At 38.4% G+C, this 17079-nt stretch carries 14 protein-coding genes; 12 read left to right on the top strand and 2 right to left on the bottom strand.

Annotated elements, in window-relative coordinates:
* Positions 1 to 16: 16 nt before the first annotated feature.
* Positions 17 to 331 (top strand): cytochrome c551, encoded by a 315-nt coding sequence (gene cccB / locus MKX72_RS25710; protein WP_013059743.1) that lies wholly within the window; start codon positions 17 to 19, stop codon positions 329 to 331.
* Positions 332 to 356: 25 nt separating this feature from the next.
* On the opposite strand, the gene MKX72_RS25705 is transcribed toward cccB, so the two are convergent.
* Positions 357 to 893 (bottom strand): flavodoxin family protein, encoded by a 537-nt coding sequence (locus tag MKX72_RS25705; protein ID WP_028412030.1) that lies wholly within the window; start codon positions 891 to 893, stop codon positions 357 to 359.
* Positions 894 to 1231: 338 nt separating this feature from the next.
* Here MKX72_RS25705 and ftsE point away from each other — a divergent pair, with 338 nt between their 5' ends.
* From ftsE to MKX72_RS25670, 7 genes are all read left to right on the top strand, one after another.
* Complete coding sequence (ftsE, locus tag MKX72_RS25700) at positions 1232 to 1918, top strand: cell division ATP-binding protein FtsE (protein ID WP_013085414.1); 687 nt, start codon at positions 1232 to 1234, stop codon at positions 1916 to 1918.
* Complete coding sequence (gene ftsX, locus MKX72_RS25695) at positions 1908 to 2798, top strand: permease-like cell division protein FtsX (protein WP_014457813.1); 891 nt, start codon at positions 1908 to 1910, stop codon at positions 2796 to 2798. The genes ftsE and ftsX overlap by 11 nt, the downstream gene beginning before the upstream one ends.
* A 160-nt stretch (positions 2799 to 2958) precedes the next feature.
* A complete protein-coding gene (locus MKX72_RS25690; RefSeq protein ID WP_033580413.1) occupies positions 2959 to 4167 on the top strand; it encodes a murein hydrolase activator EnvC family protein in 1209 nt (402 codons plus the stop codon).
* A 173-nt stretch (positions 4168 to 4340) separates the two neighbouring features.
* On the top strand, positions 4341 to 5780 hold the full coding sequence (locus MKX72_RS25685) for a S41 family peptidase (protein WP_028412032.1): 1440 nt from the start codon (positions 4341 to 4343) through the stop codon (positions 5778 to 5780).
* Positions 5781 to 5942: 162 nt separating this feature from the next.
* Positions 5943 to 7133, top strand: a complete 1191-nt coding sequence (locus MKX72_RS25680) for a PDZ domain-containing protein (RefSeq protein WP_034264283.1) — start codon at positions 5943 to 5945, stop codon at positions 7131 to 7133.
* 26 nt (positions 7134 to 7159) lie between these two features.
* Positions 7160 to 7384, top strand: a complete 225-nt coding sequence (locus MKX72_RS25675) for a DUF2198 family protein (RefSeq protein ID WP_028412034.1) — start codon at positions 7160 to 7162, stop codon at positions 7382 to 7384.
* A 315-nt stretch (positions 7385 to 7699) separates the two neighbouring features.
* Complete coding sequence (locus MKX72_RS25670) at positions 7700 to 8614, top strand: proline dehydrogenase family protein (protein WP_028412035.1); 915 nt, start codon at positions 7700 to 7702, stop codon at positions 8612 to 8614.
* 64 nt (positions 8615 to 8678) lie between these two features.
* Here the strand turns inward: MKX72_RS25670 and MKX72_RS25665 are convergent, their stop codons facing one another.
* Positions 8679 to 10340: a sigma-54 interaction domain-containing protein gene (locus MKX72_RS25665; RefSeq protein ID WP_047749599.1), complete on the bottom strand. Its 1662-nt coding sequence runs from the start codon at positions 10338 to 10340 to the stop codon at positions 8679 to 8681.
* Between the two features lie 335 nt (positions 10341 to 10675).
* Here MKX72_RS25665 and uvrB point away from each other — a divergent pair, with 335 nt between their 5' ends.
* The 4 genes from uvrB (at position 10676) to MKX72_RS25645 (ending at position 17067) form a co-directional block, all read left to right on the top strand.
* Entirely contained in the window at positions 10676 to 12655 is a 1980-nt protein-coding gene (uvrB, locus tag MKX72_RS25660) for an excinuclease ABC subunit UvrB (protein WP_033580416.1), read from the top strand.
* Positions 12656 to 12661: 6 nt separating this feature from the next.
* On the top strand, positions 12662 to 15538 hold the full coding sequence (gene uvrA, locus MKX72_RS25655; RefSeq protein ID WP_028412038.1) for an excinuclease ABC subunit UvrA: 2877 nt from the start codon (positions 12662 to 12664) through the stop codon (positions 15536 to 15538).
* An 87-nt stretch (positions 15539 to 15625) separates the two neighbouring features.
* The gene (locus tag MKX72_RS25650) at positions 15626 to 15937 is read left to right on the top strand and encodes a hypothetical protein (protein ID WP_013059730.1); all 312 of its coding nucleotides are present in this window, start codon (positions 15626 to 15628) and stop codon (positions 15935 to 15937) included.
* Between the two features lie 38 nt (positions 15938 to 15975).
* Positions 15976 to 17067, top strand: a complete 1092-nt coding sequence (locus tag MKX72_RS25645; protein WP_028412039.1) for a DUF4097 family beta strand repeat-containing protein — start codon at positions 15976 to 15978, stop codon at positions 17065 to 17067.
* Positions 17068 to 17079: the final 12 nt, after the last annotated feature.

Genomic DNA, 17079 nt, shown 5'->3' with positions numbered 1-17079 from the left:
GCAAGGGGGAGAAGGCTTGAAAAAAGTATTATTAACGTTAACAATTGGCCTAGCGCTTGTTTTGTCCGCGTGCGGCGGAGGCAGTTCCAAAAATGAATCTGCCGGTGAATCTTCAGCGAGTGCAGAAGATATTGTGAAGAAAAACTGTACAGGCTGTCACGGTGTAGATTTAGGAGGAGCAAATGGGCCAAGCTTGCAGCATGTAGGCAGCAAGCACTCAGAAGCTGAAATTGAAAACATTATTAACAATGGTCAAGGCGGTATGCCAAAAGGACTGATTAATGAAGAAGATGCCAAAAAAGTTGCGGCTTGGCTGGCAAAGAAAAAATAAGACGGGTATCCGTCTTATTTTTGTGTTAAAGCTGCTTTAATTGTTCATTTAAGACAATAGCTTGCTGTTGAGCTTTGACATCTTTTGCTATGTCTCCAGGTGCATTGGCTTCTCCAATGATGTATCCGCTAAAGGAAGAACCAATAAAATCGACAATGTATTGAAATTGCATAATAAGAGGAAGGGCCTTTACAGATGCGCCTGTGCCCCCGACTACTAATACATAGACGCGCTTATTTTTCATTTGTTCTTTAAAGTTGATTGTCGAATCTCTAAGGCTTTCAGACCAACGATCCACAAAGTTCTTCATCAATCCGCTCATACCGTACCAGTAAAGAGGCGTAACAAATAAAATAGTATCGTGCGCTGCCATCTTTTTCGCTATATCATAATAATCATCTTGTTGATTGGTAAATCCATGTTCATCGTGACGCATATCAGTAATGGGGTTAATGGTATGCCTACGTAAGTAAACTTCTTCAGTATTGATATCTTTTAAGACTGCTTTAGCCAATTCTTCCGTATTTCCGTTTTCCCGTGAACTTCCATAAATAGTGATCATGTTATCTCTCCTCATCGTTTTTCTTATTTATCATACCTTGTTTGTAAAAAAGTAGACATGAATGTGCTTTGTCTAACGATATTCGTAAAAAAATGAACAGCAAAAAACAACAGAATTAAAAATAAGGATAAATTCTCATACCCTGCTAAAAATATCCTACTTATGTCATATTTGAAATAAAAATGTAATATTTTTGGGGCTTATTTTCACGAAGAGTGATGTTATAATGAGAAAGCGCGTGAGAAGAGTCGAATTTTTGGTTTGAATTGTAGAGTTTTGTCGTATTTTGACAAGTTTTACATAGTATTAAAATAACACACTTGATTAGGTGATTACTTATGATTGAAATGCAAAATGTATATAAAACGTATCCGAACGGTGTAAAAGCAATCAATGGCATTAGCATCAAGATTAATCAAGGTGAGTTTGCTTATATCGTAGGACCAAGTGGAGCAGGAAAATCCACTTTTATTAAAATGATGTATCGTGAAGAAAAGCCTTCTTCAGGAAATATCATTGTAAACGGTGCAAATGTAGCAAAAATAAAAGATAGCAGAGTTCCTATCTTTAGACGTCATATTGGTGTAGTCTTTCAAGATTTCAAGCTGCTTCCAAAATTAACGGTCTATGAAAACATTGCTTTTGCACTAGAAGTAATTGAGCAAAGTCCCGAAGAAATTAAAAAGCGAGTGCTAGAGGTGCTAGAGCTTGTTAAGTTAAAGGGTAAAATGGATTCTTTCCCTGATGAATTATCTGGAGGAGAGCAGCAGCGTGTGTCTATTGCGCGTTCAATTGTGAATAGTCCTAAGGTTGTCATCGCCGACGAACCGACAGGGAACCTTGATCCGGAGACTTCGTGGGAAATCATGGATATTTTTGAGGAGATTAATAAACGCGGTACGACTATTTTAATGGCAACGCATAACCGTGAAATTGTAAATACAATTCGAAAGCGCGTAATTGCGATTGAAAATGGAAATGTTGTGCGTGATGAAGTAAGAGGTGAATACGGATATGAAGGCTAGGACATTCGGTCGCCACTTACGTGAAGGATCTAAAAGTTTAGGAAGAAACGGCTGGATGACATTCGCATCTGCAAGCGCGGTTACCGTGACGCTCTTGCTTGTAGGCGTATTTTTTATGTTGATGATGAATTTAAACCACATTGCTAAATTGATTGAAAATGATGTGGAAATTCGCGTTCACGTTGATGCTGCAGCGACAGCGGATGATCGAAAAGCAATGAAAGAAAAGCTAGATGCAATTAAGCAAGTTGATACGGTGACGTTTTCTTCTAAAGATAAAGAGTTAAAAGATTTAATTAATAGTATGGGTGATGAAGGACAAGCTTTTGAACCGTTTGAGCAGCAAAACCCATTAAATGATGTGTTTGTTGTTAAAACAAAAGAGCCGACTGATGTCGCAAAAGTAGCTAAACAAATTGAGAAATATCCGTATGCAGCAAAAGTTCAATACGGACAAGATCAAGTTGAAAAGTTATTTAAAGTGCTGAAAGTAGCTCGTAATATCGGAGTAGTACTGATTTTAGGGCTTCTATTTACAGCGATGTTCCTCATTTCAAATACAATTAAAATTACGATTGTAGCTCGCCGTGAAGAGATTGAAATTATGCGCTTAGTTGGAGCCACAAACTCCTTTATTCGCTGGCCGTTCTTTATTGAAGGTCTGTTTTTAGGAGTGCTTGGTTCTATTGTGCCAATTGCTGTTATTATCGGTGTGTACAGCGTTTTATATAATGAAGTTCAGCCTAAGTTCGATGGATTCTTTGAACTTTTACCTGCTTTTCCATTCGTGCTTCAAGTATCGCTATTACTACTTGTAATCGGTGGTCTAATTGGGATGTGGGGAAGTACATTATCCATCCGTAAATTCTTACGAAAATAAAGATAGATTTTTAACATAATAGATTATAACAACCTCACATTTGATGTTTATCAGATGTGAGGTTGTTGTGTAATTACAGATAAAAATAGAAAAAAGTGCTAATGGGGGTCTTGCTAATGCCCGTTTATACGGGGAAATATGTGCAAATGGGGAGAAACAAATGACACGTAAGACATTAGTAATGACAGCAGCAGTTTTAGTTGGACTAGGTACAGCTTGGATAGGTAATGAAAAAGTTGCTTATGCAGAAAGTGCCAGCACTACTAAACTCAGTGATTTAGAGAAAAAAAGTAACGATGTGAACCAAAATATTAATCAAAATAAAGAGAAATTAAAAGAAGTTCAAGAACAGCAAAAAAACGAAGAAGCTGAGATTGCGCGTTTGGATTCAGAAGTCGGACAGACAAATGCAGACATCCGCAGCCGTGAAGCTGAAGTAGAAAAAGCAAAGCAAGACATCGAAAAGCTGAAAAATGAAATTGACGTTGTAAAAAAAAGAATTGAAAAACGAAATGAGCTATTAAAAAAGCGTGCTCGTGCTTTACAAGAAAACGGCGGGTCTGTGGATTACATAGATGTACTGCTAGGCTCTGAAAGCTTCGGAGACTTTATTAGCAGAGTGAGTGCGGTTTCGACAATTGTAGGGGCTGACCGCGATTTGTTAATGCAGCATGAAGCTGATAAAAAGGCAAAAGAAGAGAAAGAAACAAAAGTTCAAAACAAGCTAACGGAAGTAAATCAAGCGCTTGAAGAACTTAAAAATCTTCGTGCGCAGCTGCAAAAACAAGTGGATGAAAAGAATCACCTCATGCAAACGCTCAAAGATCAGGAAAAAGAATTTAATGAAGAAGCCGTTGGATTAGAAGAGCAAGCTTCTATTTTAGCCGATCAAAAAAATGCAGCACAAGCTCAACAGCAAGAAATTGAAAAAGCCGGGGCAACAGAGGAGGCACCACCTGTTACAAGCGGGTCGTTTATGAGGCCGGCAAAGGGCCCGGTAACATCTCATTTTGGATATCGAGAAACGTTTGGAAGAGGACATTACGGTATTGATATTGGAAAGCGAGGAGAAAGTGTGCCAGTTGTAGCCGCAGCAAGCGGAAAAGTAATTAGAGCATATCATTCTTCTTCTTTTGGTAATGCCGTATTTATTCGTCACAATGTCGAAGGTCAGACGTGGGTTACAGTTTATGCTCACTTAGAGAGCTACAGCGTCTCAAGTGGTCAATCTATCAATAAAGGTCAACAATTAGGTTATATAGGGAACACAGGACGTTCGTTTGGTGCTCACCTGCATTTTGAATTGCATAAGGGCGATTGGAAAGGCAAAAGCTCTGCTGTAAACCCTGAACGTTATATTAAATTTTAAGTTCCTAGCATACGTGGTACAAGCTCAACATATAGTTTAACAAAAAGGCATCGCACTTGATTTGTGTGGTGCCTTTTGCTACAAATAACACATGCATCCTTTTTATTACATAGTTTTGGTTGTATCTATTATAATAAGAAGAGATGGCTTAAGGTTGAGGAGGATGAAAGAACTTGAATCGGAAAATCGTTGCACTATTAATGGCACTCTCCTTAGTTGTTGGAGCAGCAGGTACATATTTTGGCATTCAGTATGCAAATGCTGGAACGGTCAGTACCCCCCTTACAACTTCTTCAAATGATAGTAAAGTGGAAAAGGAAGAGCTAGACAAAATCAAGCAGGCTTACGAACTGATATCTTCAAAATATTACAAAGATGTAGATGACAAAAAATTATTAGATGGCGCAATCCAAGGAATGGTACAAACCTTAGGAGACCCTCACTCATCTTACATGGATAAGAAAACGGCACAGCAATTCACGCAGTCTCTTGATTCATCGTTTGAGGGGATTGGTGCTGAAGTAAGCATGGTAGATGGAAAAGTAACAATCGTAGCTCCGTTTAAACAATCTCCTGCGGAAAAAGCAGGATTAAAACCAAATGATCAGATTTTAAAGATCGATGGTAAAAGTATCGCGGGTCTTGAATTGAATGAAGCGGTATTAAAAATTCGCGGTAAAAAAGGCTCTACCGTGACATTAGATGTTCAAAGACCAGGCGTGAAAGAAACGATGAAAGTAAAAGTTGTAAGAGATGAGATTCCAATTGAAACCGTCTATTCTTCTGTTAAAAATGTAAACAATAAAAAAATTGGTTACATGGAAATTACGTCATTCTCTGAATCAACGGGAGACGAATTTACGAAACAGTTGAAAAAACTTGAAAATAAACATATTGATGGTTTAGTTCTAGATGTTCGTGGAAATCCTGGTGGCTATTTAACGAGTGTTGAAAAAATGCTCGATAAATTAGTAACGAATAAAAAGCCATACATTCAAATTGAAGATCGTAACGGTGAACGTCAAAAAGTGGTTTCTTCAATGAAAAAGCAAAAGGATTATCCAATTGTGGCCTTGATTGATGGAGGAAGTGCATCTGCTTCTGAAATTCTTGCCGGGGCATTAAAAGAAGCAGGCGGATACAAGCTAGTCGGTGAAAAATCCTATGGAAAAGGAACGGTTCAACAAGCTGTTCCAATGGAAGACGGCAGTAATTTAAAATTAACGTTCTATAAATGGCTAACGCCTGATGGAAACTGGATTAACGAAAAAGGTATAAAACCAACGGTAGAAGTCAAGCAGCCGGATTACTATTATGCAAATCCAATTCAAGTTGATAAAAAGCCATTAACACGTGATATGACAGGTGACCAAGTGAAGAATGCTCAAGTGATGCTAAAAGGCCTTGGCTTTGAACCTGGACGTACAGACGGATATTTTAGTAAAGAGACAGAAACAGCTGTAACTGCATTCCAAAAAGCCAATAAGCAAAAAGCTACAGGTGAAATTGATGAAGATACAGCAGCGCTTTTACAAACAAAACTATTAGAAAAAATTAAATCCAAAGATGAAGATCGTCAGCTTCAAACGGCTTTAAAGCTAGCTAGTCAATAAGAAGTAGAAAAAGTTCCGTGCTTTTCCAAAGCACGGAACTTTTTTAGTAAAAACAACATTGTCGGTTAGTGATGCATTTTGATAAAATAAAGAAGCCTATGATACATAACAATCAATCGTAAATGTTGTAATAAAAATGTGAAAAATACAGGTGGTGAAAAAATGGATTTTGCATTAGAGCTTTTAAAAGGTATCGGGCGTTTATTTTTGCACCCGTTAACTTATTTATTTCTGCTCGTCTCGTTTTTTGTAGGTCTTTCTCGCGTCAAGAGAGAGCGTCAGAATTTTCATGTTCGCGTGTTTGATTTTATTTTAGAAGCAAAATATTTATTTTTTCCAGGTATCATTATTGGTTTGATTTTATCCGTTGTTACCGTGTTGCTAGGTGTCTATGTATCTATAGGAACGATTGTACTTGTAGCTGTTTTAACTTTTATCATAAGCGGCCCGTGGACGTTTAAATGGCTTTCTCCTTCTTATACCGTAGGACTGGCTGTGCTTGCGACCTTGCTTATTCCTGCAGCTGGTTTCGGTGAAGGATTTATTCAAACGTGGTCTGTGCAAGCTCATAACGCAGATTTACCTTCTCTTACTATTTTAATGTCGCTGCTTGTATTAGCAGAAGGATATTTAATTTGGAAGTTTGGAGCAAAAGGTACGTCTCCAGCCATTGTGAAAAGTAAAAGAGGGCAGGAAATTGGGGCTCATTATTCTCAAAAATTATGGGTTGTTCCGCTTTTTGTCTTAATTCCAGGCAGCGCCATTACGTCTGTGTTTCCATGGTGGCCTGTGTTATCTATTGACGGAACATCATTTAGCCTGTTTTTTGTTCCTTTTGCTATCGGTTTTTATCAGCGAATTCAAAGTATGGTTCCGTTTAAATCTATTGAATTTACCGGTAAGCGTGTATTAGCATTAGGCGTGGGATTAACGATTATTACAATTGCTGCTATTCTTTATCCTCCTGCCGCTGTCGCTGTTGTTATTCTAGCGATCATAGGAAGAGAGTGGATTCGTTTGCAGCAGCGTCGAAGCGATGAAAAAGCGCCCGCACTATTTACTAAGCGTACGCAAGGTTTGGTTGTGTTAGGAATCATCCCTCATTCTCCGGCAGAGAAAATGGGTTTGAAAGTAGGAGAAGTGATTATTAAAGTAAATGGAATCGCTATATCTGAAGTCCATAAATTTTATGAAGCATTACAAGTGAATAACCGTGCTTTTTGTAAGCTAGAAGTTATTGACGAAAATGGAGAAGTTCGCTTTACTCAGCGAGCATTGTATGACAACGAACATCATGAACTAGGTATTTTGTTTGTACACAATTATACAAAACGTAATTCACAAGCTGGTTAAAAGACGGATAAAAAGGAGAAATGTTTGTGGAAGTCAAAACGATTGCCGCAGTTTTTCTACCCGCCATATTGCTTGTTCTGTTTGCTAGAGTAACATATAACCTATATGTTGCCACAGCGCTGACGCTTTTGTTGATAGCTGTTTCTGTATATAAAGGGTACGCAGATTATCCGCTTATTATTTTAATAGATTTACTTTCAGCAGCCATTGGTTTTATATATGCAAAAGGCATGCTAGCAGCTGGAAAATAAAGATTGTTGCTTTGATGATAAGTGAATCGTCCTATTATCAAAACGTACGCAAAAGCTCTCTACGAAATGTGGAGAGCTTTTTTATGTCGAAAAACGAGTTAGAACTCATAACACTGTTGTTACGGTTCCATCGATAAATGAGTATAATTAAATTAATTATACAAATATGTTTGTAAATAAAATAACTTAAACAATTTTGTGTAAATTATTTTAAATGTGTGTACAAATATGTAGTTGGGGTATAGAAAAATAAAGAAATTAATCTGAAAATTATATTTATTTTGATTTTTAAAAATAAAAGGAGGTTTAGTATCGATGGAAGTGTTAATGAGAACGATGTTTCAGTCGCTTGGCAAAAATCATTCAATGAATAAATTAGCTAAAAAGTATGGATTGCGGATGGGGGCAGCTCGTTTTGTTGCTGGAGACTCAATTGAATCAGCAATTCAAACATCCAAGGAGCTTAACAATGGTGGGAAAGTTGTGACACTCGATCATTTAGGCGAATTTGTTTTTACAGAAGAGGAAGCTAGGTTATCTACGGCCATGTGCATTCAGACACTAGAAGCCATTGCAGCATCGGGCGTTCAATCAAATTTATCATTAAAGATGACTTCTTTAGGATTGGATATTAGCAAAGAGCTTTGTATGGAAAATATGCGCAGAATTCTACACACAGCCAGAGTGAATGATATTTTTGTTCGAATTGATATGGAAGACTACTTGCACTGCCAAATCTCCCTTGATATGTATAAAGAATTACGTAAAGAATTTGATAATATTGGAATTGTGATTCAAGCGTATCTTTATCGTACAGAACAAGATATGAATGACTTACATCAATATCAAGCCAATTTACGTCTGGTAAAAGGAGCTTACAAAGAATCGCCAGAAGTATCGTTTCCGGAAAAGAAAGACGTAGATGAAAACTATAAAAAAATCATTAAAATGCATTTATTAAATGGACACTATACAGCTGTAGCAAGTCACGATGAGGAAATGATTCAGTATACAAAACGATTAGTAAGAGAAAACGGCATTTCAAATGATCAGTTTGAGTTCCAAATGCTTTATGGAATTTGCGTAGAGCTACAGGATCGTCTGGTCAAAGAAGGATATAAAGTCAGGGTTTATGTTCCTTACGGAATTGATTGGTTTGGGTATTTCATGAGACGCCTAGCCGAACGCCCCGCCAACGTATGGTTCGTATTAAAAAATTTCTCCAAATAAGTTCAGTTCAAGAAACATAAAAAATTCGACACAAGTATCCTGAGCTTCGTGTCGAATTTTTTAATTAGTTTAATCCGTATTCTTTGATTTTGTTATAAAGGGTGCCGCGCGAAATGCCAAGCAGATCTGCTGCTGCACTTTTGTTTCCGTAGGTTTTTTGAAGAGTCTCTTCTATTAGCCTAGCTTCTTGGAGAGAATCTTCTTCTTTTTGAACTTCTGTGAAAGAACTGGCATCCTTCAGATTGTCAGGAAGGTGCGTAAGGGTAATCAACGACTGATCACTAAGAAAAATCATTCGTTCAATCGTATTTCTCAGCTCGCGAATATTTCCTGGCCAATCGTATTGCATAAAGGCTTCGAGAACTTCAGAGCTGATGAAAGGAGCCTTCTTTTTATACTTTTTACTAAATTCCTGTACAAATTGCTGCGTTAATGCTTCAATGTCTTCTTTATGGTCTCGAAGCGGCGGAATGATAATATTAATGACGGTCAGCAAATAGTAAAGATTTTCATGGAATTCACCGGCTTTTAGCAACTCTTCCAAAGGCGTCGTAGTAGAGGCTACAATTCGGGTTTGGACTTGAATTTCTTCCGTGCCTCCAACGTGATAAAAGGCTCGTTCTTCCAAGTAACGGAGAAACTTAACTTGAATTTCAAGAGGCATTTTATCAATTTCTTCAATAAATAACGTCCCGTTATGAGCCTGCTCCAGTTTTCCTGCAATGGTCGTTGGATCTTCTGAAAAGACGTCTTTTTGATGACCAAAGAGTTCAATTTCCAGAAGTCCAGATGGAATAGTGGCGCAATTTAAAGATAAAAAAGGTTCTTTATGTTTGGATCCCCCGTAGTGGATGGCCTGAGCCAGCATTTCTTTCCCAGAACCAGGTTCTCCTGTTAATAAAATAGGCATATCTGTAGATGCCACTTTTTTGGCAATGTCAACGGCTTGCTTAATTTCAGGACTGATACCCGCAAAAGAAGAAAATGGATTATCTTTCGGAATGAGAAGAGATACATCAATTTCTTCATTTAGTCTTACAATATTGGTAATGTCATGTTCGGTTGCGACTCCACCTATGACTCGGTTGTTTCTTATAATAGGAGATGCATTGATAAGCACGTGAGTTTGTTCATTAGGACGATGATACGTTCCGCGCACAGGACGCCCTTCATTTAGAATCGTATGTAGAATGATGGATTCATCTTTAAAATGCTCTCCGATTTTTCTACCAATAATATCATCTCTCTGAATCTTATACGTATGTTCCGCAGCAGTATTCCACAAGATTACATTTCCTTCATGATCGACCGCTGTCACTGCATCATTAATGGTTTCTGCCAATGTATCAAAATAGGAAGCTAATATCTCATTTTGGCTATGCAAATGTGTAATCCACTGTGAAGGTGTTACAAGTCCTATTGTGGTTTCTTGGTTTTCTGCTTGAATGAGGACTGGTCTATTCCAGTTTGTGTTGGCTTGTAAATTGGCTAACGTAGAAGTAGAAGATGAAGGCCAATTTGTGTCCGCTATTACTTTTTTAATGGACGATGCCTCGTCATGACCTGTTAAAAGGTATCGTTCATCTTTTTGTATTACATAAAAGGTACTTGCTGTGACTACAACGAAATCATAGTTGGAAAGTTCAGATTTCACTTTAGCTAAAGAAGTTGATTCTTCAACTGTTATAAAGGAGTTATTTATAAGAACTTGATCAACGCTTGCCATACTAAACCCCTCTCAGTACATATTTTTTATACTGTATCATAATTTAGAAATTGGCGCAAAAGCCTATCTTTTTCAAACAATTAGGCAGCTTACTTTCTTTTATTGCTTTCATCTAAAGAGTTGTATTCCCCTCGAAAAGGGTAGTATAAGAATTTAGTGGGTAATAAAGTAACAGGGTAAAAAATCAAAACAAACAAACACTATATAAGATTAATACTCATTAGTTTCATTTATGAGTATAAAGTGATAAAATACGAATATCAGTTCGCGTTTTCGGTTTTTACATATCGTAATAAAAATAGATAAAACAAGAAAATAGAAACGGAGGCCTTCATTTGAAAGATCAGTTTGAATTAGTATCCCCATATCAACCGCAAGGTGATCAGCCAAAGGCAATTGAAAAGATTGTGAAAGGAATTAAAGAAGGTAAGCAGCATCAAGTATTATTAGGTGCTACAGGAACGGGAAAAACCTTCACTATGTCTAATGTTATTAAGGAAATAAATAAGCCGACATTAATTATGGCTCATAACAAAACGCTTGCTGGTCAATTGTACAGTGAGTTTAAAGAGTTTTTTCCTAATAATGCAGTCGAATACTTTGTCAGTTACTATGATTACTATCAGCCTGAAGCTTATGTACCTCAAACAGATACATTTATTGAAAAAGATGCAAGCATTAATGACGAGATTGATAAACTTCGTCACTCGGCAACTTCTGCTCTTTTTGAACGAAAAGATGTCATTATTATTGCCAGCGTATCCTGTATTTATGGATTAGGGTCTCCGGAAGAATACAAAGAAATGGTCGTATCTCTTCGAGTAGGAATGGAAAAAGAACGCAATCAGCTGCTTCGTACGCTAGTGGATGTACAGTACGAAAGAAACGATATTGACTTCAAGCGCGGAACGTTCCGCGTTCGCGGTGATGTTGTTGAGATTTTTCCTGTGTCTCGAGATGAACACTGTATTCGCGTGGAATTTTTCGGGGATGAAATTGACCGCATTCGCGAAGTCGACGCCTTAACAGGAGAAATTATTGGAGATCGTGAACACGTGGCTATCTTCCCGGCATCTCACTTCGTCACGAGGGAAGAAAAAATGCGTGTGGCCATTCAAAACATTGAAAAAGAACTAGAAGAACAGCTAGAGAAGTTAAAAGAAGCAGGAAAGCTTTTAGAAGCGCAGCGCTTGGAGCAGCGCACTCGCTACGACCTAGAAATGATGAGAGAAATGGGATTTTGTTCAGGAATCGAGAATTACTCTCGTCATTTAACGCTTCGTCCGGCTGGTTCTACACCTTATACACTGCTGGATTTCTTCCCGGAAGATTTCCTTCTTGTGGTGGATGAATCCCACGTTACCATTCCTCAAGTTAGAGGAATGTATAATGGAGACCAAGCGCGTAAACAAGTGTTGGTGGACCATGGTTTCCGCTTGCCGTCTGCATTAGATAACCGTCCGCTTAAATTTGATGAATTTGAACAGCATATTAAACAAATCGTCCATGTTTCAGCAACACCAGGTCCTTACGAACTTGAGAAGGCGCCTGAGGTGATTGAACAAATTATCCGTCCAACGGGATTATTAGATCCAAATATTGAAGTTCGACCAATTGAAGGGCAGATTGATGATTTAATTGGAGAAATTCACGACCGGATTAAGCGAAATGAACGAGTGCTCGTCACGACGTTAACAAAGAAAATGTCTGAGGATTTAACGAACTACTTAAAAGAAATTGGCATTAAAGTTCAATATCTTCACTCTGAGGTGAAGACGCTCGAGCGTATTGAAATTATCCGAGAGCTGCGGCTTGGAAAATATGATGTGCTCATAGGGATTAACTTACTTCGTGAAGGTTTAGATATTCCAGAAGTTTCGTTAGTAACCATATTAGATGCGGACAAAGAAGGATTCTTGCGTTCAGAACGATCGCTTATTCAAACCATTGGACGTGCTGCGCGAAATGCTAATGGACATGTCATTATGTATGCAGATCGCATCACAAACTCTATGGACATTGCTATCAATGAGACCAAGCGTCGTAGAAGTATTCAAGAAGCTTACAACGAAGAGCATGGTATTACACCGACAACGATTCAAAAAGAAGTTCGAGGCTCAATTCGTGCAACAGTAGTAGCAGAAGATACAGAAACGTATGAAGAAGCACCGGCATTTGATAAACTCAATAAAAAAGAAAAAGCAAAGCTCGTAGAAGAAATGGAACAAGAAATGAAAGAAGCAGCCAAAGCGCTTAACTTTGAACGCGCAGCTGAGCTTCGTGACTTGATTCTAGAATTAAAAGCGGAAGGGTGATAAAACATGGCGATGGAAAAAATCGTGGTAAAAGGTGCACGAGCCCACAATTTGAAAAATATCGATATTGAAATCCCGCGAGACAAATTAGTGGTATTAACAGGTTTGTCAGGTTCTGGTAAATCTTCTTTAGCTTTCGATACAATCTATGCTGAAGGACAAAGACGTTATGTCGAGTCACTTTCGGCGTATGCAAGACAGTTTTTAGGTCAAATGGATAAGCCAGATGTAGATTCGATCGAAGGATTGTCGCCTGCTATTTCAATCGATCAAAAAACAACGAGCCGAAACCCTCGTTCAACCGTCGGAACTGTGACCGAAATCTATGACTATTTGCGCCTTTTGTTTGCTCGTGTAGGAAAGCCGATTTGTCCTAATCATGGAATTGAAATTACGTCTCAAACGATTGAGCAAATGGTAGATAGAATTTTAGAGTACCCTGAACGTACAAAACTTCAAGTACTGGCCCCTGTGGTATCTGGCCGAAAAGGCACCCATGTAAAAGTATTAGAAGATATTAAAAAGGAAGGGTACGTTCGCATTCGAGTAGACGGAGAAATGCGTGAAATAACAGAAGAAATTGAACTGGAAAAAAACAAAAAGCACTCCATTGAAGTAGTGATTGATCGCGTTGTTGTCAAAGAAGGTGTAGCCGCTCGTTTGTCGGACTCTTTGGAATCAGCTCTTCGCCTTGGAGATGGGAAAGTAATTATTGATGTAATAGGTGAGGAAGAATTACTTTTTAGCGAGCATCATGCTTGTCCAAAATGTGGCTTCTCCATTGGAGAACTTGAGCCCCGCATGTTTTCATTTAATAGTCCGTACGGGGCGTGTCCAACGTGTGACGGGTTAGGAACGAAATTGGAAGTGGATAAAGATTTAGTGATTCCTAACTATGACTTAACACTTCATCAGCACGCAATTGCACCTTGGGAGCCAACAAGTTCTCAATACTATCCGCAGCTGCTTGAAGCCGTATGTACACATTACGGCATCGACATGGATGTGCCGGTTCGAGATATCCCGGAACATTTATTTGATAAAGTATTATATGGCAGCGGTAAAGAAAAAATTTACTTTCGCTATGAAAATGATTTTGGCCAAGTAAGAGAAAATCATATCGAATTTGAAGGTGTGCTTCGGAACGTAGAACGCCGTTATCATGAAACAAGTTCTGATTATATCCGTGAGCAAATGGAAAAATACATGGCTCAGCAAGCTTGTCCAAAATGTAAAGGAAATCGTTTAAAACGCGAAAGCTTAGCGGTGCTTATTGACGAAAAGCATATAGGAGATACAACACGCTTTTCAGTAAAAGAAGCATATGACTTTTTTGAAAGTCTCAGTTTATCTGAAAAAGACATGAAGATTGCGGATATGATACTGCGTGAAATTCGTGAGCGTCTAAGCTTTCTCATTAACGTGGGACTTGATTACTTAACATTGAACCGCTCTGCTGGAACTCTTTCAGGAGGGGAAGCGCAGCGCATTCGCTTGGCTACTCAAATCGGTTCTCGTTTGACGGGGGTTCTTTATATTTTAGATGAACCTTCTATCGGTCTTCATCAACGTGACAACGATCGCTTAATTCGCACAATGCAAGACATGCGCGATATTGGAAATACGTTGATTGTTGTAGAGCATGATGAAGATACGATGATGGCAGCTGATTATTTAATTGATATCGGACCAGGAGCCGGCGTACACGGGGGTGCCGTTGTTTCTCAAGGCACGCCTCAGGAAGTGATGGATGATGAAAATTCCTTAACGGGTCAATATCTATCAGGAGAGAAGTTTATTCCACTTCCAGCCGAAAGACGTTCGATAGATAAAGATCGGATGATTGAAATTATAGGAGCAAAAGAAAATAATTTGAAAAATGTAAAAGCAAAGCTTCCGTTAGGTGTATTCACAGCTGTTACAGGTGTATCTGGATCAGGTAAGAGTACGCTTGTAAATGATATCCTTCACAAATCATTGGCGCAAAAGCTGCATAAAGCAAAAAGCAAAGCAGGAGAACATAAAGAAATCAAAGGCATTGAACATTTAGATAAAGTCATTGATATTGATCAGTCTCCCATAGGCCGTACGCCTCGTTCAAACCCTGCAACCTATACAGGTGTATTTGATGACATTCGAGATGTATTTGCCCAAACAAACGAAGCAAAAGTGCGCGGATATAAAAAAGGCCGCTTTAGCTTTAACGTGAAAGGCGGCCGCTGTGAAGCTTGTCGAGGAGACGGTATTATTAAAATCGAAATGCATTTCCTGCCAGATGTATACGTTCCTTGCGAAGTCTGCCACGGCAAACGATATAACCGGGAAACTTTAGAAGTAAAATACAAAGATCAAAACATTTCAGATGTGTTGGATATGACAGTTGAAGACGCGCTTCACTTCTTTGAAAACATTCCAAAGATTAAGCGGAAGCTGCAGACCATTTACGATGTAGGACTTGGCTATATCACGCTTGGACAGCCGGCCACTACTTTATCGGGTGGAGAGGCCCAGCGTGTAAAGTTAGCTTCAGAGCTTCACCGTCGCTCAACAGGAAGAACGCTGTACATTTTAGACGAACCGACTACCGGTCTTCATGTCGATGATATCGCACGTTTATTAAAAGTGCTTCAGCGTTTAGTTGAAAATGGAGATACAGTTCTAGTGATCGAACATAATTTAGACGTGATCAAAGCAGCTGATTATCTACTTGATTTAGGGCCTGAAGGTGGAGATAAAGGCGGACAAATTGTGGCTACGGGTACGCCAGAAGAAGTGGCGAAAGTAAAAGAATCCTATACGGGCCATTATTTGAAGCCAATTTTAGAACGTGACCGTAAGCGTATGGAGAAAAAAGTTGAAAAAGCAGAGGCATTAACTCGTTAAAAGACACCAGCATTGGTGTCTTTTTTATAAAGAATGAAACTTTTTAACTCATTAAAACGTAATACATGATATAAGGAGCTGATTATTATGGAAGGAAATCGCATACTATCTTCCTTAAATTATTTTAGCGTTTTCTTTGCACCATTTTTATTACCTATTATTATTTATTTTGTTGTTCATAACATAGAAGTAAAGAAACATGCAAAAACTGCATTTTTGTCACATTTATTACCTATCGCTACAGCGATCTTGTTCTTATTTTTCTTGCTTCCTGCTCTTACTGGCTCTAGTGGAACGGTATTTATTCTTTTAATTGTAGCTTTAGTTGTTGTTTCTTTAGTTAATGTTGTTGTGTTTGTATGGAATATTGTAAAAGGGATACAAATATTAAGCAGATAAAAGTTAAATGACTAAAACGTAAAGAGGAGATGGAAGGTATGAGTGAAAAGCGCAAACAAATTTTACAGATGGTAGAAGAAGGGAAACTTAGCGTAGATGAGGCTTTAACCTTGCTGAATTCACTGGAAAAAGACTCAGCTAATGACTCTTACTATGCTACGCCTGATAAAGCTGAGCTATCCCCTTATGTAGGAGGAAAACAGAAAAAAACGTACGCTTCTAAGTCATCTCAAAGCTCTTTAAAGGAAAAATTATTTACATTTGTAGATCAAACGGTAAAAAAAGTAAAAGAAGGAGATTTAGATTTTAACTTTGGTCCTTCGATTGACGTTCAGCACATCTTTCAGCAATCAGAAGCATATATTCAAGAGATTGACGTAGATTTAGCAAATGGAAGCGTTCAACTCCGACCTTGGGGAAGTACAGAAGTACGAATAGAGTGTGAAGCTGCTATCTACAAAGTAGAGAATTCGGATGAAGCGCGCCGCACTTTCTTGCAGCATACCGCATTTTCCATCGAAAATGGCAAACTGCGCTTTGCAATTCAGCAAAAGCAAATGAAGGTGAAAGCGATTATTTATATTCCAGAAATGGAATATGAACGCGTCAAGCTCCGTATGTTTAATGGTTCAATCGATGGGGAAAGACTAAGCGTACGAGACCTGAAAGCCAAAACAGCTAATGGCACCATCCGCTTTTACGATGTGAATAGCCATTCTCTTGAAATGGAGACATCAAACGGGCATATGGAACTTTCTCGAATACTCGCTTCGAAATGTGAGCTTGAAACAATCAATGGAACGGTTAAATTTGATGGAGATACAAAAAAGATTGATGTTCAGACATTTAACGGGGATATTGATACGTATTTAAAAGGAGAGCGTATTGAAAAAGCATTTTTCAAAACGACTACAGGAAGCATTACGCTCTATACGCCGTCCCACCTCTCCGTTGATGGAGATTTGAAATCTAACTTTGGGAATTTTACGTGTACACTTCCTGAGATGGAAATAGTAGATGAGAAAAAAGAAACGGTGATGAAACAACTTCGTTTCAAAGCAAATGTCGCTTCGCCGAAAGGCTATAAATTGTTAGCTGAATCCAAAACGGGCTCAATTGTTATAAAATAGAAAATGCTTGTT

The organism is Priestia sp. FSL R5-0597 (genome assembly GCF_038006305.1).
Taxonomy (GTDB): Bacteria; Bacillota; Bacilli; order Bacillales; family Bacillaceae_H; genus Priestia; species Priestia zanthoxyli.
This window is presented reverse-complemented; position numbering and strand designations above follow the sequence as displayed.